Raw genomic sequence first — 18,590 nt, forward strand, 5'->3', positions numbered from 1 at the left:
CACCTTACGGCGATTTAACCCGATCGCGGGTTGCAAGGGCCTTGTTTGCAAAAGGCGAAAGGCTCATATTACCGGTAGGCATGCTGGAGCTCCGCAGCGGCGCCCGGGTCGTATAGCCCGACACCGTATACCCATCGGAGCTTTTAAGAGGAAACTATGGCTGACCTTCGTAACTACCAAAGCCGCGCACAAACTGGCGAGATGATCGATCAGGGCCTGCGCTCCTATATGCTCAAGGTCTACAACCTGATGGCGCTGGGTCTGGCGATCACGGGTGTAGCGGCATTTCTGTCATTCCAGCTCGCTTTTGCCGATGGTCAATTGACCGCCTTCGGCCAGGCGATCTATGTGAGCCCGCTGAAGTGGGTCGTGATCTTCGCTCCGCTGGCTCTGGTGTTTTTCTTAAGCTTCCGGATCGGCCGCATGAGCGTTTCCGCAGCGCAGACGACCTTCTGGGTCTATGCCGCGCTGGTCGGATTGTCGCTCTCGTCGCTGCTGCTGATCTACACGGGCGAGAGCGTCGTTCAGACGTTCTTCATCACGGCAGCCTCCTTCGGCGCACTGTCGCTCTACGGCTACTCGACAAAGCGTGACCTGTCGGCGATGGGCTCGTTCCTGATCATGGGTCTCTTCGGCCTGATCATCGCTTCGCTCGTCAACATTTTCCTGGCCTCCTCTGCGATGCAGTTCGCGATCTCAGTGATCGGCGTCCTGATCTTCGCAGGCCTTACTGCCTACGATACGCAGCGAATCAAGGAAATGTACTTCGAAGCCGATGACGTTGCCGTCGCCGGCCGGAAGGCGATCATAGGGGCGCTGACGCTCTATCTCGACTTCATCAACCTCTTCATGTTCCTGTTGCAGTTCCTCGGCAACCGCAGGTAAGTGGACAGCATCACTGAAAAGGCGGCTCCGGCCGCCTTTTTTATTGCACGTCGAGCGATGGAGTGTTTTCTAAGGGCATTCATCAATGACCGGCCGATCCAATGCCTTTCTTTCTTCGTGACGCCACTCCTTCCGACCTTCCCGCAATCTCGGAAATCTATCGCGAATCAGTCCTCAACGGCGTCGCGAGCTACGAGATCATCCCGCCTTCGGAATCCGAAATGGCCTCTCGCTTCTCTGCAAATACCAGTCTTGGGTATCCCTATATCGCGGCGGTTGATGAGAATGGAGCCTTGCTCGGCTATGCTTATGCTTCCGCCTTCCGCACCCGGCCTGCCTATCGCTGGACTGTGGAGGATTCAATCTATCTCGCGCCTACAGCGCGCGGCCTTGGCATTGGCCGGGCACTGCTAACAGCGCTGATTTCACGCTGCACGGAACTCGGCTTCCGCCAGATGGTAGCCATCATCGGCGGCGCCCATCCGGCTTCGATCGCGCTTCACTGCGCATTGGGTTTCGAAGAGACCGGCCTGCTGAAGGGTACCGGCTACAAACACGGCCGCTGGCTCGACACGATGATCATGCAGCGGCCGCTCGGCGATGGCAAAGACAGCGATCCTAACCCGTCGGTCTATCCCGGCACGCTGTTTGAGGGCTGACGCCGTTACGTCTCGACGAGTTTGAGAACCTTGTTGAAGACCTTCAACACCTGCTGCAGGTCATGGCCGCGCTTGAGGATCATGCCGTTTGCATTGATCACGCAATAAGCGCCCTGCTTGGCGGCGAGCCTCGGATCTTTCTCGATGCGGAAAAGCGGCATCTCGCCTGAACGTTTAAACACGGCGAAGACCGCCTTATCCTTCAGATGGTCGATCGCGTAATCTTTCCACTCGCCTTCGCCAACCATCCTTCCGTAGATCCACAAAATCGCATCCAACTCGCGACGATGAAAGGTCACCGGCGGCGGGTCCTTGCTTTGCTTGTACTCTTTTAAATCGACGACGACCGAGGAACTACTACTGGCGGAACGGGCGTCGCCATGCCGCAAATCCGGCTGATCTGTCATCAGTCTCCCAAGCCTCCACTTATGACAGGAGAACGACAGTTTGCCCGAGCCACATCAAATTGCAAGTGCAGCTACCATCACATTAAACATATGCTATGCAATCTCCCAAGCGCCGCATTTCAGTCAAAACAGCGCCTCATTTCCGGAGGAAATTCGCTCACTGATTTGGCGCCAGCGCGCCAAAGGGCCCGGCTGAGCGTATCGACCTTAACCCCAGCCCCGAATACGATCAGCCGGGCCGCCTCGTTCCATCCGCCTCGAAGCGGTAAACCGATCAGATATTCTTGCCTGCCATGACGATTGTTGCGCCGACGATCGCAGCCGGATCGCCGTCTGTTGTCGTCGCCTGAAGCAGGATGGCGCAACCCTCCAGTCCTGGCTTCTGCAGGACGCTTGCGGGCAGCGTCAGGCTTGCCGCCTTGCCATCCCACATGCCGACTGTTTCGACATCGCTGACGCTGTTGAGATAGGAAATCTTCTTGCCGCTGTTTTCGCCCTTTTCGACGTCGATCGTCTTTTCCTTGTCGAAATAGACAAGCACGACATTGGCCTTACCTTCGCCGGCGCCGATCTTGATCTCGAGCTCGTCGCCGCGCAGCTGCGCGTCCACGGGCACGGTCAAGCCTTTGCCTTCCGTCGAAAATGTATCGATCTTGCCATAAATGGCGGAAAGGTCCGAGCCAGTCAGGTGATCGCGGCCGTTCACCACGACCTGCGGTGTGTAGACGTTGCTGCGGCCCATCATCCGCGCATAACCATATTGGCGCTCGGTGTTTTCCTTCGAACTGAGCGTGTCCGTCCACCCGAGATAATTCCAGTAGTCCACATGATAGGCGAGTGCGATCACATCGCCCTGGCCAACCAGCTTCCGGAAGGCTGCATCGGCGGGAGGACAGGACGAGCATCCCTGCGACGTGAAAAGTTCAACGACGCCTTTCAGTTTGCCATCTTCGGCATGAAGCGGCGCTGTAAGCACCATACCGGCGACCAGCGAAATCAAAAAACGCGGCGACATTCCAACCCCTTTTCCAGAGACGCGCAGCAGACCGAATACCGCAGGCCCTGACTTACGCCCGTAGAGATAATCCTTCCGGCTGCAAACGGGAAGTCACGAAGGGGTGAGACGCCGCCCGTCGGCATCGCTGCTAGAACACATCGGCGTGAGATGGAAACCCGCAAAGAAAAACCGCCGGAGATTGCTCTCCGGCGGCCATTATGTGCCCTGTTTCTTAACAATCAGGCAGCGAGATCGCGCAGAACCGTCTGCAGGATGCCGCCGTTGTTGAGGTAGATCACTTCGTCGAGCGTATCGACGCGCGACAGGAGGGGAACCTCCTTCACCGTGCCGTCGCTGTAGGTGATCTTGGCGATCTTCTTCTCGCGCGGCTTGATGTTTTCCAGGTCCTCGATGGTAACGGTCTCATCACCCTTGAGGCCAAGGCTCTGCCAGGTCGTGCCGTCTTCGAAGACGAAGGGGATGACACCCATTCCGACCAGGTTCGAGCGGTGGATACGCTCGAAGGACTGCGCGATAACGGCCTTGACGCCGAGCAGGTTGGTGCCTTTCGCCGCCCAGTCGCGCGACGAACCGTTGCCGTATTCGACACCGGCGAAAATGACGAGCGGAACGCCCTCTGCCTTGTACTTCATGGCGGCGTCGTAGATCGATTCCTCTTCCTTCGACGGATAGTGGATCGTGTAGCCGCCTTCCTTGCCGTTCGGGCCGAGCATGTGGTTGCGGATGCGGATGTTGGCGAAGGTGCCGCGCATCATCACTTCATGGTTACCGCGGCGCGTGCCGTACTGGTTGAAGTCCGCGACCCCGACATTGTGCTCGAGCAGATAAGAACCGGCCGGCGACGCAGCCTTGATCGAACCGGCCGGAGAAATGTGGTCGGTGGTGATCTTGTCGCCGAACAGGCCTAGGACGCGGGCACCCTTGATGTCCGAGGTGCCGCTGCCCTTCTTGCCCATGCCAACGAAGTAAGGCGGGTTCTGGACGTAGGTCGAGTCGTCGTCCCAGGCGTAGGTCTGCCCCGGAGGAACCTGGACAGCCTGCCAGTTTTCATCACCCTTGAAGACATCCGCATACTTCGTTTCGTAAAGTTCGCGGGTGACGTACTTGAGGATGAACTCCTGAACTTCCTTCGAGGTCGGCCAGATGTCCTTGAGATAGACCGGCTTGCCGTTCTGGTCTTCGCCGATCGGCTCTTTGGTCAGGTCCTTCTGGACCGTGCCGGCGAGCGCGTAGGCAACGACGAGCGGCGGGGATGCCAGATAGTTCGCCTGGACATCCGGCGAGATACGGCCTTCGAAGTTGCGGTTACCCGAAAGCACGCCCGAAACGATGAGGCCCTTGTCGTTGATCGTCTTCGAGACCGGCGCCGGCAGCGGGCCGGAATTGCCGATGCAGGTCGTGCAGCCGAAGCCGACGAGGTTGAAGCCGAGCTTGTCCAGGTCGGCCTGCAGGCCGGACTTGGCAAGATATTCGCCGACGACCTGCGATCCAGGCGCCAGCGAAGTCTTGACCCAGGGCTTGGTCTTCAGGCCCTTGGCAACGGCGTTGCGGGCGAGCAGGCCGGCAGCAATCAGTACCGACGGGTTGGAGGTATTGGTGCAGGACGTGATGGCGGCAATGGCAACGTCGCCATGGCCGAGATCGAAGTCCGTACCTTCGACCGCATAACGGTTCGAAAGCTGGCCGGGCTTCTTGTAGTCGGCGTCCATCGACGTGGCGAAACCGGACGCGATGTCTTCGAGCGCGATGCGGCCCTCAGGACGCTTCGGACCTGCCATCGACGGCACGACGTCGCCGAGGTCGAGCTCCAGCGTGTCGGTGAAGACGAGGTCGGAACCATCGCCTTCGCGCCACATGCCTTGCGCCTTCGAATAGGCTTCAACGAGCGCGATCCGGTCATGCGTGCGGCCGGACATGGTGAGGTAGTTGACGGTTTCGCCGTCGACGGGGAAGAAGCCACAGGTCGCGCCGTATTCCGGACCCATGTTGCCGATCGTCGCGCGATCGGCGAGCGGCATGTTGTCCATGCCGGGGCCGAAGAACTCGACGAACTTCGAAACGACGCCCTTCTTGCGCAGCATCTGCACGACGGTCAGAACGAGGTCCGTCGCCGTGACGCCTTCCTTGAGCTTGCCGGTGAGCTTGAAGCCGATGACTTCCGGCAGGAGCATCGACACCGGCTGGCCGAGCATGGCGGCTTCTGCTTCGATACCGCCGACGCCCCAGCCCAGAACGCCGAGGCCGTTGATCATCGTCGTGTGCGAGTCGGTACCGACGCAGGTGTCCGGATAGGCGATCGTCTCACCGTCCTCATCCTTCGTCCACACGGTCTGGCCGAGATATTCGAGATTGACCTGGTGACAGATGCCGGTGCCGGGAGGAACGACGCGGAAATTCTTGAATGCCTGCTGGCCCCACTTCAGGAAGCGGTAGCGCTCGCCGTTGCGCTGGTATTCAAGTTCGACGTTCTTGGCGAAGGCCTGCGGCGTACCGAATTCATCGACGATGACGGAATGGTCGATGACGAGGTCGACGGGCACGAGCGGGTTGATCTTTTCAGGATCGCCGCCGAGCGAGACCATTGCGTCGCGCATCGCAGCAAGGTCGACCACCGCCGGAACGCCAGTAAAGTCCTGCATCAGCACGCGCGCCGGGCGATAGGCGATTTCGTTTTCGACGGAGCCCTTGTTGTTCAGCCATTCGGCGACCGCGAGGATGTGCTCCTTGGTGACCGACTGGCCGTCTTCGAAGCGCAGCAGGTTCTCGAGTAGAACCTTCATCGAATAGGGAAGCTTCGACACGCCCTTAAGACCATTCGCTTCAGCCTTCGGTAGGCTGTAATAGACGTAGTCCTTTCCGTTCACGGAAAGCGTGGAGCGACAATTGAAGCTGTCAAGAGATTTAGACACGAGAGACCCCGTTTCTGATAGCCAACACAGTCGTGCGGACGCCTATGCACTAATGCACATCAGGATGCGGGTACGGCCATTTCCGCTGTCCGCACGTGGAGAGGTTTCTCCAAGTTCGGCGCAAGGATGAAATTCACGCCGGCCGCTGGCGTGGTTGCGGGTCTTATAGATAATTTCTAAGAAAGGTGCCAGAGAGGGCTCGGCCCATTTGGGACATTTTTTGCGTCGCGGTGACTAAAAACTTATTGAACGGAAAACCTATGCATCTCGACGCCTCCAATCTCGCTGCCAGGCGGGGCGAAGACCTGATTTTCGCAGACGTATCCTTTCGCCTCGACGCAGGCGAAGCGCTGGTTTTGACTGGGAAAAACGGATCGGGAAAGTCGACTTTGCTGCGCGTCGTGGCCGGTCTTTTAAGGCCTGAAAGGGGCACAGTTCAATTCACTGATTCGCGTGGTGAAACGGACCGGATTCCGCGCGAGGTCAGCCACTATCTCGGCCACCGCAACGCGATGAAAAGCGAGCTAACCGTTTCCGAAAATCTCGCCTTCTGGCAAAACTTTCTCGGCGACGTCCTCGGCGCCTCGGAACTGTCGATCGAAGACGCCGCCGAGGCCGTCGGCCTTTCGGACATTACGCATCTTCCCTTCGGTTATCTCTCCGCCGGCCAGCAACGCCGCTTTGCCTTCGCCAAGCTGCTCGTTGCCTACCGCCCGGTCTGGATTCTCGACGAACCGACCGCAGCACTCGATGCCAGCGCCGACCGCTTGTTTGCCGGTCTCATCGACGCCCACCGGAGAAAGGGCGGCATCGTTGTCGCCGCGACCCATCAGCCGCTCGGGCTTGAGAGTGCCCGGGCATTGAAGATGACGGGGTTTGCGGGCGTGGATCGAGGAGTTTGGGGTTGATGACGCTTGTGGCACACCAGGACAACGCTACAGCTTGCGGAACGGATATTTGTAGGCAGCAAACGGCGCCGCACGTTAGCCCCTTCCTCTTGTGGGGAGGGGTTGGGGAGGGGTCCTTGGTCATCCGCGAAGAGGGACACCTCAAATGACCGCCCTCTTCTTCCGCGATCTGAAGCTCTCCATCCGCGCCGGCGGCGGCGCTCTCATCGGCGTGTTGTTTTTCCTCACCGTCGTCGCTGTCATCCCGTTCGGCGTCGGGCCGGACCTGAACCTGCTTTCCAGAATCGGCCCCGCCATCGTCTGGATTGGCGCGCTGCTTGCGGCTTTGCTGGGTCTTGACCGACTTTTCCAAGCCGAACGTGACGACGGTTCGCTGGACTTGATGCTGATGCAGGAAACGCCTCTCGTGCTGACGGTTCTTGTCAAATGCTTCGCGCATTGGACGGCGACGAGCCTGCCATTGGTGATTGCCTCCCCGTTCCTTGGTCTCTTCATGAACATGGACGAGGTCGCGATCGGTGCGACGATGCTGACGCTCTTGGCCGGCTCGCCCGCCATCACCTTCATCGGCGCCGTCGGCGCGGCTGTCGCCGTCGCCCTTCCGCGCGGCGGGCTGCTGGTCTCGATCCTTGTTCTGCCATTGACCATTCCGGTGCTGATCTTCGGCGTCAGCGCCACCTATGCGGCAGTGGAAGATCCGGCACCTTTCATGCCGCCCTTCCTCATTCTGATCGCATTGACGATGTTCTTTGCCGTCATCGGTCCGGCAGCCGCAGCACTTGCGCTGCGAAACACATCGGATTGATTGGCTCTTTGAGAGCGATCAATTGCGGGATCACCGCGTTCAAGGTAAAGAACCGTACATGAGCGAAACAAGCCTTGCCATCAGCAAAATCAGCGATCTCGCCAATCCGACGCGGTTTCTGGCGCTGGCGCGGCGCACCATCCCGTGGATGGCGGCGGCAACGGCGCTCTGTCTCATCATCGGATTGTACCTCAGCTTCTCGACGAAAGGCGACTACCAGCAGGGCGAAACCGTCCGCATCATGTATCTCCATGTGCCTTCGGCCTGGCTTTCGATGATGTGCTACATCGTGATGAGCATTTCGGCGATCGGCACGCTCGTCTGGCGCCATCCGCTGGCCGATGTCTCCGCCAAGGCCGCCGCACCGCTCGGCGCCGCCTTCACGCTGCTTGCATTGGTCACCGGTTCTCTCTGGGGCAAGCCCATGTGGGGCACCTGGTGGGTCTGGGACGCGCGGCTGACGTCCGTCTTCATCCTCTTCCTGATGTATCTCGGCCTGATTGCGCTGAACCGCGCCATCGATGATCCGTCAAGGGCCGCGCGTGTCACCGCGGTTCTGATCCTCGTCGGATTCGTCAATATCCCGATCATCAAGTTCTCGGTCGACTGGTGGAATACGCTGCATCAGCCTGCGAGCGTCGTGCGCCTCGCCGGCCCGGCGATCGACCCGGAGTTCCTGCGCCCGCTTTTCGTGATGGCAATCGGCTTCACGCTGCTCTTCTTCACGCTGCACATCATGGCGATGCGCAACGAAATCTGGCGGCGCCGCGTTGCCGCCCAGCGCCGTCTTGCCGCGCGCATGGCAAGCCGTGAGGATTGACCGATGACGCACGCCTTTTATGTTTACTGTTCCTATGGGTTCGCCGCTTTCGTCACCATTGCCGTGACGCTGTGGATCTGGGTGGACGGGCGCGCGCGGCAGAAGGAACTGGCGGCCCTCGAAGCTTCCGGTATCCGCCGCCGTTCGGCGCGTCCGAAGGATAACGAATGAGCACGCCGCAAGCAGATCGGCCAGAACCACGCGGCTTTGCCCGTTATGCGCTGGCATTGATCCCGCTTGTCGTTTTCGGCGGCATTGCCGCGACGGCAGCAAAGATGCTTTACGATCAGGATTTCCACGGCAAGAACATTTCCGAGATCCCTTCAGCGCTGATCGGCACCAAAGCTCCGGAATTAAACCTGGCACCCCTCGAAGGGTCCAATCTGCCGCCGCTGACGGATAGCGCGATCAAGGGCAAGCTGACGCTGGTCAATGTCTTTGCCTCCTGGTGCCTTCCTTGCCGGGAAGAGCATCCAATCCTGACGGAACTGGCAAAGGACAACCGGCTCAACATCGTCGCAATCAACTACAAGGACAAGAACGAAAGCGCGCTGCGTTTCCTTGGCGAGCTCGGAAACCCCTATGCCGCAATCGGCGTCGATCCGAATGGCAAGGCGGCGATCGACTGGGGCGTCTATGGCATTCCGGAGAGTTACCTGGTCGCCACCGACGGCACGATCCTCTATAAACGCGTCGGCCCCTTCGACGATGTCAGCCTCAAGGAAGGCCTCTATCCGGCAATGGAAAAGGCGCTCGGGAAACCGGTTTCCTAAACCGCACTCTGCCAGGCCTTGACCGCCTCGACCGGCCAGATCAGCATCAGCACGTTGAGCGTCAGGTTGTCACGGATCATGTAGCCCGTGAAAATCTCGAAGAAGATCGCGATGGCGACTGTGAGCGCGATCGGAGCGCGGGCTGCGAAGAAGAAGCCGGCGACCATGAAGACGGTGTCCATGGCCGAGTTCAGGATACTATCGCCGTAATAATCGAGCGAGATCGTCGCCGCACGGTAGCGGTCGATGATGATCGGCGAGTTTTCGAGCAGTTCCCAGCCGGATTCGACCACGAGCGCCAGAAGCAGGCGGACGGCAATCGGTCTGTTACGCATTACGAGATGCGCCAGCCCATAGAACAGGAAGCCGTGAATGATGTGGGACGGCGTGTACCAGTCCGAAAGATGCTGGGAATTGCCGCTCGAGTTGACGACGCCTTCCCACAGCTTGACATAGCCGCAGGCGCAGATCGGCGTGCGGCCCATTAGGTACTCGGCAGCGATCTGGACGATCAAAACCGCCAGGCAGGCCGCGAACCAGAAATTCTGATGTCTCGCTCTTTCCGCTGCACTGAATGCCGTCACTTCTCGGTCTCTCCTGCAGGATTTATCGAATGCTTCAAGATGAGCGGCATCTGCGCCATGGTGAAGATGATGGTGATCGGCATCGTCCCCCAGACCTTGAAGGTCACCCAGAAGTCATCGGAAAAATTGCGCCAGACGACTTCGTTCAAAACGGCAAGGAACAGGAAGAAAACGCCCCAGCGGACCGTCAGCTTGCGCCAGCCTGCAGCGTCGAGCTGAAAGGCCGCGTTGAAGACGTAGCCGAGCAGCGACCTGCCAAAGGCAAGCCCGCCCAGCAGCGCGACACCGAACAGCGTATTGACAATCGTCGGCTTCATTTTGATGAAGGTTTCGTTCTGCAGGTAGATCGACAGCGAACCGAAGATCAAAACGACGATGCCAGACACGAAGGGCATGATCGGCAGATGGCCAAGGACGAGCTTGGAAACGACGAGCGAGACGATCGTCGCCGCCATGAAAAGCCCCGTCGCCACGAAGAGCGGCCCGCCGAGTTCGGACAATGCAGGGAATCTTTCGACCAGCCAGGCGCCGCGCAGATTGGCAAAGAAGAAGATCAGCAGCGGCCCGAGTTCCAGCGCCAGCTTCAGCATCGGATGGTGCCGGTCGGCGGCGCTGGGAGTAATATCGCTTTCAGTGGTCATGTATTCGTCAAACCTGTTCGTCGTTCGCGCGCCTTGCGCGCTGTTCCGGCTTATCTGTGGCATCATTGCCCAAGGCCGGCAATGGCTTGAGCGAAATCCTCGGCCTCGAACGGCTCCAGATCGTCTACGCCTTCGCCGACGCCGATGAAATAGACCGGTAGCTTGTGCTTGGCGGAGATCGCAACGAGGATGCCGCCCCTTGCCGTACCATCGAGCTTGGTCATGATCAGGCCGTTGACGCCCGCAACATTGCGGAAAATTTCGACCTGATTGAGAGCGTTCTGGCCGGTGGTCGCATCCAGCGTCTGCAGCACCGTATGCGGGGCGTCGGGATCGAGCTTGCCGAGCACGCGGACGATCTTTTCAAGCTCCGCCATCAGCTCCGCCTTGTTTTGCAAACGGCCGGCGGTATCGATGATCAGCACGTCGCATTTTTTCGCCTTCGCCTGCTCGAAGGCGTCGTAGGCGAGACCTGCGGCATCCGCACCAAGCTTGGTGCCGATGAATTCCGACTTCGTGCGATCGGCCCAGATCTTCAACTGCTCGATCGCCGCGGCGCGGAAAGTATCGCCCGCCGCCACCATGACCTTCAACCCGGCACCCGAAAGCTTCGACGCCAGCTTGCCGATCGTCGTCGTCTTGCCGGTGCCGTTGACGCCGACGACGAGAATGACATGCGGCTTGTGGGTGAGATCGAGCTGCAAGGGCTTTGCGACCGGCTTCAACACTTTGGCAATTTCCGACGCCATGATGCGGCTGACATCCTCGCCGGTCACATCCTTGCCGTAGCGCTCGGAAGCAAGCGTATCGGTGACACGCATGGCGGTCTCGACGCCGAGATCGGCTTGTATCAGCAGGTCTTCGAGATCCTGAAGGGTGTCGTCGTCCAGCTTGCGCTTGGTGAAGAGCGCGGAAATCTGGCCCGTGAGTTGCGACGAAGTACGCGCGAGACCGGCGCGCAGACGCTGGAACCAGCTGAGTTTCGGCGCAGGAGCAATCGGCTCCGGTTCGGTGATTTTCGGAGTGGTTGCAAAGCCCTTGGGAAGGACAGGTTCCGTCTTTGAAGCATGCTCGCCCTCCGTTTCAGGACGAGGAGCATCCCCCTCCACCCTGCCGGGCATCTCCCCTTCAAGGAGGGAGATTGGCTGAGCAGGAGCTCCCTCAGCCGTCCCGGAAATCTCCGGACGAATATCCGTGACTTCATCATGAGAAAGATCGGAAAGTGGCGCCTCGTCGGCCAACTGATCTTTCCCCTCGTGGGGGAGATGTCCCGAAGGGACTGAGGGGGGTGTCTCCGCCAAGGGCGCGTCTTGGGCTGACGTCTCTGGCTCGGCTTCAGCCTCGGCCTCCAGCAACGAGAGTGGTATCACTCCAAGATCGCCAATCTGGTAGGCGCCCGGAAGGATCGCCGACTCCTCGGCCTCTTCGGAAGGCTCGAGAGCGTCCGCAGCCGGACCGCCCGCGGCATCCATCTCCTCCGATAAAACGGGATCACTTGCGAGCGGCAAGTGTTCCTCGCGCGAATGTTCGGCTTCGAGAACTTTTGTCTCTGAAGCCTCTGGCGCCTGCTCTTCCGCCGGCTTTTCCTTGCCGAAGGTGAAGACCTTTTTGATGAAACTGAGCGCCATGGGAATTCCGTGAAATCAGGCCGCGTCGGCGGCTGTCAATTGCATGTCAAGATGTTTGCCATTATGGCCGGTGATGGTTGCCTCGACGAACGAACGCGGGCGAAGACCGGGGGCTGCGACAAGCGTGAAGTTCTCGGTATGTGCGAGCCCGTTGTTTTCCACCAGCAGCCATTGCCGCGTTCCGACCATCTGAGCCAGATGGGACTGATGAAGCCGATGTCCAGTAGCACGAAGCCGTACCGCACGATCCTTGACGATCGACCGGTCGAGCTGCGGCATGCGGGCTGCCGGCGTGCCTGGACGAGGGCTGTAAGGGAAGACGTGCAGGTGAGCGATCTTCGCTTCTTGCGCCAGGCTGGCGGCATTTTCGAACATCTCTTCGGTCTCGGTCGGGAAACCGGCGATCATGTCCGCGCCGAAGCACATCTCTGGACGCAGACGGCGGACCTGATCGACGAAGGCCAGCGCATCGGCGCGTGAATGCCGCCGTTTCATGCGCTTCAGGATCATGTCGTCGCCATGTTGCAGCGAAAGATGCAGGTGCGGCATGAAACGCGGCTCATCGGCGACCAGATCGAACAAATGCTTGTCCGCCTCGATGCTGTCGATCGATGACAGCCGCAGTCGGCGGATGTCAGGTATCTGCTTCAGAAGCGTCTTGGCAAGCAGCCCGAGCGTCGGTTCGCCGGGCAGGTCGGCGCCGTAACTGGTGGCATCGACGCCTGTCAACACGATCTCTCGGTAGCCGTTTTCAATGAGGTTGCGCGCCTGATCGACCACGGCGCCCATGGGCACGGAGCGGGAATTGCCGCGGCCATAGGGGATGATGCAGAAGGTACAGCGATGGTCGCAGCCGTTCTGCACCTGGATAAAGGCCCGCACATGCCCGTCGATGTGCTTCACCATCTGCGGCGCCGTCTGGCGCACACTCATGATGTCGTTGACGCGCAGCTTCTCTTCCGCGGCCACTCCGAAATCGGGCAGGGCGCGATATGAAGCGGTGATCAGCTTCTCCTCGTTGCCGAGAACGGCGTCGACCTCGGCCATTTCTGCGAAGGTCTGCTTTTCGGTCTGGGCTGCGCAGCCCGTCACGATGATACGCGCATGCGGATTCTCGCGTCGTGCGCGGCGGATGGCTTGCCGCGCCTGACGCACGGCCTCGCTTGTGACCGCGCAAGTATTCACCAAAATGGCGTTGTTGAGCCCGGCCTTTTCCGCCTCCGCCCGCATCACTTCGGATTCGTAGGTGTTGAGACGGCAGCCGAAGGTAATGACCTCAACGCCGCTCACCGCGCCTCGGCCCCCTGCGCCTGATCGCGCGCCCACGAACCGGTGGAGGGATCTAACGTACCGGACCATTCCCATTCGGCAGGGCCGGTCATGATCACGTGGTCGTCGCGGTCGCGCCATTCGATCGACAATATGCCGGGCGGCTTGGCGCTGGCGACATGAATTGCGACCTTGCGGCCCGTGCGGCCCGTGCGGGCAGCGCAAACCGCTGTTGCGCAGGCAGCCGAACCGCAGGCAAGCGTCAAACCCGCACTGCGCTCCCATGTCCGTGTCGTGATCGATGCCGGCGAGGTAATTTGCGCCAGCGTGATATTGGCGCGCTCGGGAAACATCGGATGGTTCTCAAGCAATGGTCCAAAGCGCGCCAGATCAAAGGACATCACGTCCCTGTCGACCCAGAAGACGGCATGCGGGTTGCCCATCGACACGGTGGAGGGCGAATGCAGGACCGGGCTGTCGATCGGACCGATTTGGAGTTCAATGCGGCTGGTATCGTGAAACTCTTCCGCAAGCGGGATCTTGTCCCAGTCGAAAACAGGCTTGCCCATGTCGACCGAGATCGTACCGTCGTCATGCTCGACGGCATTGAGGATGCCTGCCACCGTCTGGAAAGTGAAAACCTTGTTGCCGGTTTCCGCGGCAAGAGCCTGCACCACGCAACGCGTGCCATTGCCGCAGGCTTGCGCCTTTGATCCATCGGAATTCAGGATATCGATCCAGGCATCGGTGCCTTGAGCCCTCGGGTCGTGGATCGCCATGATCTGGTCGAAGGCCGTATCTGGATGGGCATTGAGCGCGATCGCCGCAGCAGGCGTCACCTTGTCGGCGCGGCCGCGCATGTCGACGACCAGGATCTTGTTGCCAAGCCCGTTCATCTTCGCGAATTCGACCGTTGCGCTCATAGGATCATCCCGTGTCCATTTCGGCTGTATATGGCGGAAACGCGCGGGAATTACCAGTGGGTGCGGGCAATGACTAGCCAGCGACGCTTCGCTGCTCCGCCCTTTTCGCCGATAGTCTCGTGGGGAGCCCGGCAAGGCAGACGCTATGCTGCCCAGGCAAAAATGTCTCATGAGGGGACAGCCGCCGCCTCATGCTTGAGAAAAGTCGCAATGGCCTAGCACTTTTCAACGGTTGAAGGCATTCTTGACAATCGGATGCGTGTTCTTGGCAAAGGGAGGATAGCCGATGCGCTGCTTCACGGTACTTGGACCCTCGCAGACGGGAAAGTCGACGCTCGTCGCAAAACTGGCTTCGCTCGAAGGGACACCGAGAAAGTCCGTCTCTCCATACGGATCGAGCCTGACGGAATTCGAATTCGGAAGCGAGGCATGGTGTGCGCTGGATACACCCGGCGCGAACGAGGCGCTGGCGCTTGCCCAGGATTCACTTTTGGCAAGCGATGCTTGCATCCTCTGCGTATCGCCGGCGCCGGACGAGGCGGTGCTGGCAGCACCCTATCTTCGCGCCATCGAAGCTTCGGGGACACCCTGCATTCTTTTTGTGAACCGCATGGACGAGCCGCAGGGGCGCCTGCGCGATGTCATCGCCGCCCTGCAGGCCTATTCCAGCCATCCTCTCGTCCTGCGGCAGATACCCATCCGCGACGGAGATGTTGTGGTCGGCAGCTGCGACCTGATTTCGGAGCGCGCCTGGCGCTATCGGGAGGGTCAGCCTTCGGCCCTCGTCGAACTTCCCGACAGTGCTGCTGCGCGCGAGCACGAGGCACGTTCCGAATTGCTGGAACAGCTTTCCGAGTACGATGACTGGCTTCTCGAGGAACTGATAGAAGACCGCGAACTACCAAGCGACGCACTCTTTGCCATCGCCTCGCGGATCCTGAAGGAAAACAAGGTCATTCCCGTGCTCTTCGGCGCAGCATCCCATAGCAATGGCATCAAGCGGCTGATGAAGGCGCTGCGCCACGAAGCGCCGCCTGTTGAAGCCCTGAAGAGCCGGCTGGCTGCCACCGGCAGCTTGGATGAAACGGCATTGGCTGCCGTGAGCTTCCACGCCTACCACCGGCCGAGCGTTGGAAAGACCATTCTCGTCCGTGCGCTTGCCGACGGACTGAAACAGGGCGCTGCGCTGGGCGGCGCTAATCTCGGGTCGGTTCAGGAGGGAGGAAACGGCCGCCCCCTTGCCGGCAACTCGGCACGCGGCAGGATTTTCGCCGCAGTCAAGTCAGATCACTTGCCCGCAACCGCCTTGCTGACAGCGGCCAACGCGTTGGCACCGCCCGCTTGGGCGGCCCCGCCGACGCCCATGCTCGAACGCATCCTTGTTCCGGGCACTGAGCGCGACGAAACGAAGCTCTCGGCGACGCTTGCAAAGCTGGCCGAGACCGATCGCGGCCTGAAGGTGATGCAGGAGGAGGGAACAGGCGCACAGCTGATCTGCGCTCAAGGACCGATGCACCTGCGCGATCTGCGCAAGACCCTGTCGGAGGTATTCCGCGTCGAAGTCACGGACCGATCGCCGAACCCGATCTATCGGGAAACGATCTCAAAGCCCTCGAACGTCCACTATCGTCACCGCAAGCAGACGGGTGGCGCAGGGCAGTTCGCAGACGTGCAGCTGAGTGTGCGTCCCAATGAACGGGGGCAGGGCTTCACCTTCGGCGAGACGGTCAAAGGCGGCACCGTTCCCCGGAACTACATTCCGGCGGTGGAGGCCGGCGCCCGTGAAGCCATGGAAAAAGGCCCGCTCGGCTTTCAGGTGATCGATGTCGACGTGACGCTCACGGACGGCCAGTACCACTCCGTCGACAGCTCCGACTTCGCCTTCCGGGCAGCGGCACGGATGGGGGTGCGGCAGGCATTGTCAGAGGCAGCGGCTGTGCTGATGCAGCCGGTGGTCCGGGTCGAAATCCACATACCATCCATCTTCTCTGGCAGCATGGTGGCGATCGTCTCGGCACTCAAGGGCCAGGTGCTTGGCTTCGATCGCGATGAGAGCGCCAAAGGATGGGATGTCTTTCGGGCACTCGTTCCCGGTGCGGCGCTCGACGAACTTGCCCGGACCTTGCGCTCCGCTACGCAAGGAATCGGATACTTCTCCAAAGCGTTCGATCACTTCGAGGAGATCTACGGCAAAGAGGCCGACGCAATCATCAACGCACACGGTTCGGGATCGCACCCGAACTAAAACTCGGCTGGGCGTCAGCCGGACTTCAAACCGCGCCGTATCCGCCTCCCGTCGGCGTTGTGACCCAAGAGCAGCCTATGGGCGGTCAAGGAGCCGTCCGGGCCACCCCGTGAAGGTGCTGCCGCAATCGATCCAGAAATCCCAACAGCCGCTCATGGCCGCCAGCTTTTTCACACAATGACATTCATGCGGAATTCATGGAGGCGGCACTTTTGATCTGTCACTTGGGATTACGCAAGCGGCACGCTGAAGGCTTCGCAAGCCGGCAATGCGGTCATTTGTCCGCATTCTCTTGACTTTGTCCGCACTTTCCTGTTTACCGCGGCTCATTCTGTGACGAGCTTCAAGACTCGAGCCGCCGACCGGGACCCGATAAGGTATAAAGAGATCCCGGAGGTCCACACCCGACAGCGCGATGCGCCCTCGGGTGCTTTTTGGCTTTGCGTCTTGTTTTCGTCAAGGAAAAGCACGACGTTTCCGGGCATACCAATCCTGCCCGAAACGTATCAAGGAAGAGCCGATGTTTGAAAACCTCCAGGACCGTCTTGGATCCATTCTGAATGGACTGACAGGCCGTGGCGCGCTTTCGGAAGCTGATGTTTCCGCAGCGCTGCGCGAGGTTCGCCGTGCATTGCTGGAAGCCGACGTTGCACTCGATGTCGTACGCTCCTTCACCGACCGTGTGCGCGAAAAGGCCGTCGGCGCAGAGATATTGAAGGCGATCAAGCCCGGCCAGATGGTCGTAAAGATCGTTCATGACGAGCTGATCGAGATGCTGGGCGGCGAAGGCGCCGGCGTCGATCTTCACGCTGCCGCCCCCGTCGTGATCATGATGGTCGGCCTGCAGGGCTCCGGCAAGACGACGACGACGGCGAAGATCGCCCTCCGCCTGACGACGCGCGAGAAGAAGAGGGTGCTGATGGCATCGCTCGACACACGCCGTCCGGCAGCGCAGGAGCAGCTTCGCCAGCTCGGCGCCCAGACCAATATCGACACGCTTCCGGTCATCGCCGGCCAGTCACCGACGGATATCGCCGCGCGCGCCGTGCAGGCAGCCAAGCTCGGCGGCCATGACGTCGTCATCCTCGATACCGCCGGCCGTACGCATATCGATGAGCCCTTGATGGTCGAAATGGCCGACATCAAGAAGAATTCGAACCCGCATGAAATCCTGCTGGTCGCGGACTCATTGACCGGTCAGGACGCCGTCAATCTGGCCCGCAATTTCGACGAGCGCGTCGGCATCACCGGCCTCGTGCTCACCCGTATGGACGGCGACGGCCGCGGCGGTGCGGCTCTCTCTATGCGCGCCGTCACCGGCAAGCCGATCAAGCTGATCGGCGTCGGCGAAAAGATGAGCGAGCTGGAAGAATTCCATCCCCGCCGCATCGCAGACCGTATTCTTGGCATGGGCGACATCATCTCGCTCGTCGAGCGCGCGGCGGAAAATATCGACGCCGAAAAGGCGGCCGCCATGGCCGCCAAGATGGCCAAGGGAAAATTCGACCTCAACGACCTTGCCGACCAGCTGCGCCAGATGCAGAAGATGGGTGGCATGGGCGGCATCATGAGCATGATGCCCGGCATGGCCGGTATGAAGGACAAGATGGCATCCGCCGGCCTGAATGACAGCCTCTTCGGCCGCCAGCTTGCGATCATCTCTTCGATGACGAAGGCTGAGCGCGCCAACCCGGACATCCTCAAGCATTCCCGCAAGAAGCGGATCGCCGCCGGCTCCGGCACCGACGCTGCCGACATCAACAAGTTGCTCAAGATGCACCGCCAGATGGCGGACATGATGAAGATGATGGGCGGCAAGGGCAAAGGCGGCATGATGAAGCAGCTGATGGGAGGTCTTGCCGGCAAGATGGGCCTTGGCGGCATGGGTGGGATGGGCTCCATGCCTGATCTTTCGAATATCGACCCCAAGCAGCTGGAAGCACTTCAAAAGCAGGCCGAAGCGGCGGGTCTTGGGAAGCCGGGTGGGGGCATGCCCGGTTTAGGTGGCGGTTTGCCGGGCGGCTTGCCAGGTCTTGGCGGGACAAAGCTGCCGGGTCTCGGCGGTGGTTTCCCGGGTCTGCCCGGATTGCCGAAGAAGAAGTGAAAGGATCGCCTG

At 60.3% G+C, this 18,590-nt stretch carries 17 protein-coding genes; 9 read left to right on the forward strand and 8 right to left on the reverse strand.

Annotated features, from left to right (window positions below):
* Positions 1–156: 156 nt before the first annotated feature.
* Complete coding sequence (locus ISN39_RS18055) at positions 157–885, forward strand: Bax inhibitor-1/YccA family protein (RefSeq protein WP_022717367.1); 729 nt, start codon at positions 157–159, stop codon at positions 883–885.
* 101 nt (positions 886–986) lie between these two features.
* A complete protein-coding gene (locus ISN39_RS18060; protein WP_194728400.1) occupies positions 987–1,544 on the forward strand; it encodes a GNAT family N-acetyltransferase in 558 nt (185 codons plus the stop codon).
* Positions 1,545–1,549: 5 nt separating this feature from the next.
* Here the strand turns inward: ISN39_RS18060 and ISN39_RS18065 are convergent, their stop codons facing one another.
* The 3 genes from ISN39_RS18065 to acnA form a co-directional block, all read right to left on the reverse strand.
* Entirely contained in the window at positions 1,550–1,951 is a 402-nt protein-coding gene (locus ISN39_RS18065; protein ID WP_194728401.1) for a DUF2794 domain-containing protein, read from the reverse strand.
* A 274-nt stretch (positions 1,952–2,225) separates the two neighbouring features.
* The gene (locus ISN39_RS18070) at positions 2,226–2,966 is read right to left on the reverse strand and encodes a thioredoxin family protein (protein WP_074069951.1); all 741 of its coding nucleotides are present in this window, start codon (positions 2,964–2,966) and stop codon (positions 2,226–2,228) included.
* A gap of 221 nt (positions 2,967–3,187) precedes the next feature.
* On the reverse strand, positions 3,188–5,878 hold the full coding sequence (acnA, locus tag ISN39_RS18075; RefSeq protein ID WP_074069952.1) for an aconitate hydratase AcnA: 2,691 nt from the start codon (positions 5,876–5,878) through the stop codon (positions 3,188–3,190).
* Between the two features lie 260 nt (positions 5,879–6,138).
* Here acnA and ccmA point away from each other — a divergent pair, with 260 nt between their 5' ends.
* From ccmA to ISN39_RS18100, 5 genes are all read left to right on the forward strand, one after another.
* Complete coding sequence (ccmA, locus tag ISN39_RS18080; protein ID WP_074069953.1) at positions 6,139–6,786, forward strand: heme ABC exporter ATP-binding protein CcmA; 648 nt, start codon at positions 6,139–6,141, stop codon at positions 6,784–6,786.
* Positions 6,787–6,931: 145 nt separating this feature from the next.
* Positions 6,932–7,591: a heme exporter protein CcmB gene (ccmB, locus tag ISN39_RS18085; RefSeq protein WP_074069954.1), complete on the forward strand. Its 660-nt coding sequence runs from the start codon at positions 6,932–6,934 to the stop codon at positions 7,589–7,591.
* 58 nt (positions 7,592–7,649) lie between these two features.
* Positions 7,650–8,411, forward strand: a complete 762-nt coding sequence (locus ISN39_RS18090; RefSeq protein ID WP_194728402.1) for a heme ABC transporter permease — start codon at positions 7,650–7,652, stop codon at positions 8,409–8,411.
* A 3-nt stretch (positions 8,412–8,414) separates the two neighbouring features.
* Complete coding sequence (ccmD, locus tag ISN39_RS18095; RefSeq protein WP_074069956.1) at positions 8,415–8,582, forward strand: heme exporter protein CcmD; 168 nt, start codon at positions 8,415–8,417, stop codon at positions 8,580–8,582.
* Entirely contained in the window at positions 8,579–9,184 is a 606-nt protein-coding gene (locus ISN39_RS18100) for a DsbE family thiol:disulfide interchange protein (protein WP_194728403.1), read from the forward strand. The genes ccmD and ISN39_RS18100 overlap by 4 nt, the downstream gene beginning before the upstream one ends.
* Here ISN39_RS18100 and ISN39_RS18105 read toward each other — a convergent pair.
* The 5 genes from ISN39_RS18105 to dapF form a co-directional block, all read right to left on the reverse strand.
* Positions 9,181–9,768: a DUF2585 domain-containing protein gene (locus ISN39_RS18105; protein ID WP_194728404.1), complete on the reverse strand. Its 588-nt coding sequence runs from the start codon at positions 9,766–9,768 to the stop codon at positions 9,181–9,183. The genes ISN39_RS18100 and ISN39_RS18105 overlap by 4 nt on opposite strands.
* A complete protein-coding gene (locus ISN39_RS18110) occupies positions 9,765–10,409 on the reverse strand; it encodes a septation protein A (RefSeq protein ID WP_194728405.1) in 645 nt (214 codons plus the stop codon). The genes ISN39_RS18105 and ISN39_RS18110 overlap by 4 nt, the downstream gene beginning before the upstream one ends.
* 62 nt (positions 10,410–10,471) lie before the next feature.
* Positions 10,472–12,037, reverse strand: coding sequence for a signal recognition particle-docking protein FtsY (ftsY, locus tag ISN39_RS18115; RefSeq protein WP_194728406.1), 1,566 nt, complete (start codon positions 12,035–12,037; stop codon positions 10,472–10,474).
* Positions 12,038–12,052: 15 nt separating this feature from the next.
* On the reverse strand, positions 12,053–13,327 hold the full coding sequence (gene mtaB / locus ISN39_RS18120) for a tRNA (N(6)-L-threonylcarbamoyladenosine(37)-C(2))-methylthiotransferase MtaB (RefSeq protein ID WP_194728407.1): 1,275 nt from the start codon (positions 13,325–13,327) through the stop codon (positions 12,053–12,055).
* Positions 13,324–14,229, reverse strand: a complete 906-nt coding sequence (gene dapF / locus ISN39_RS18125; RefSeq protein ID WP_194728408.1) for a diaminopimelate epimerase — start codon at positions 14,227–14,229, stop codon at positions 13,324–13,326. The genes mtaB and dapF overlap by 4 nt, the downstream gene beginning before the upstream one ends.
* Before the next feature lie 286 nt (positions 14,230–14,515).
* On the opposite strand from dapF, the gene ISN39_RS18130 reads away from it, so the two are divergent.
* Both ISN39_RS18130 and ffh read left to right on the forward strand, forming a co-directional pair.
* Positions 14,516–16,474, forward strand: a complete 1,959-nt coding sequence (locus tag ISN39_RS18130; RefSeq protein ID WP_194728409.1) for an elongation factor G — start codon at positions 14,516–14,518, stop codon at positions 16,472–16,474.
* A 520-nt stretch (positions 16,475–16,994) separates the two neighbouring features.
* On the forward strand, positions 16,995–18,578 hold the full coding sequence (gene ffh / locus ISN39_RS18135; protein ID WP_194728410.1) for a signal recognition particle protein: 1,584 nt from the start codon (positions 16,995–16,997) through the stop codon (positions 18,576–18,578).
* Positions 18,579–18,590: the final 12 nt, after the last annotated feature.

The organism is Rhizobium sp. 007 (assembly GCF_015353075.1).
GTDB lineage: Bacteria > Pseudomonadota > Alphaproteobacteria > Rhizobiales > Rhizobiaceae > Rhizobium.

Bases quoted from the DNA above. Each gene is read 5' to 3' on its own strand.
- ISN39_RS18055 (WP_022717367.1), top strand. From the start codon at position 157: ATGGCTGACCTTCGTAACTACCAAAGCCGCGCACAAACTGGCGAGATG.
- ISN39_RS18060 (WP_194728400.1), top strand. From the start codon at position 987: ATGCCTTTCTTTCTTCGTGACGCCACTCCTTCCGACCTTCCCGCAATC.
- ISN39_RS18065 (WP_194728401.1), bottom strand. From the start codon at position 1,951: ATGACAGATCAGCCGGATTTGCGGCATGGCGACGCCCGTTCCGCCAGT.
- ISN39_RS18070 (WP_074069951.1), bottom strand. From the start codon at position 2,966: ATGTCGCCGCGTTTTTTGATTTCGCTGGTCGCCGGTATGGTGCTTACA.
- ccmA (WP_074069953.1), top strand. From the start codon at position 6,139: ATGCATCTCGACGCCTCCAATCTCGCTGCCAGGCGGGGCGAAGACCTG.
- ccmB (WP_074069954.1), top strand. From the start codon at position 6,932: ATGACCGCCCTCTTCTTCCGCGATCTGAAGCTCTCCATCCGCGCCGGC.
- ISN39_RS18090 (WP_194728402.1), top strand. From the start codon at position 7,650: ATGAGCGAAACAAGCCTTGCCATCAGCAAAATCAGCGATCTCGCCAAT.
- ccmD (WP_074069956.1), top strand. From the start codon at position 8,415: ATGACGCACGCCTTTTATGTTTACTGTTCCTATGGGTTCGCCGCTTTC.
- ISN39_RS18100 (WP_194728403.1), top strand. From the start codon at position 8,579: ATGAGCACGCCGCAAGCAGATCGGCCAGAACCACGCGGCTTTGCCCGT.
- ISN39_RS18110 (WP_194728405.1), bottom strand. From the start codon at position 10,409: ATGACCACTGAAAGCGATATTACTCCCAGCGCCGCCGACCGGCACCAT.
- ftsY (WP_194728406.1), bottom strand. From the start codon at position 12,037: ATGGCGCTCAGTTTCATCAAAAAGGTCTTCACCTTCGGCAAGGAAAAG.
- dapF (WP_194728408.1), bottom strand. From the start codon at position 14,229: ATGAGCGCAACGGTCGAATTCGCGAAGATGAACGGGCTTGGCAACAAG.
- ISN39_RS18130 (WP_194728409.1), top strand. From the start codon at position 14,516: ATGCGCTGCTTCACGGTACTTGGACCCTCGCAGACGGGAAAGTCGACG.
- ffh (WP_194728410.1), top strand. From the start codon at position 16,995: ATGTTTGAAAACCTCCAGGACCGTCTTGGATCCATTCTGAATGGACTG.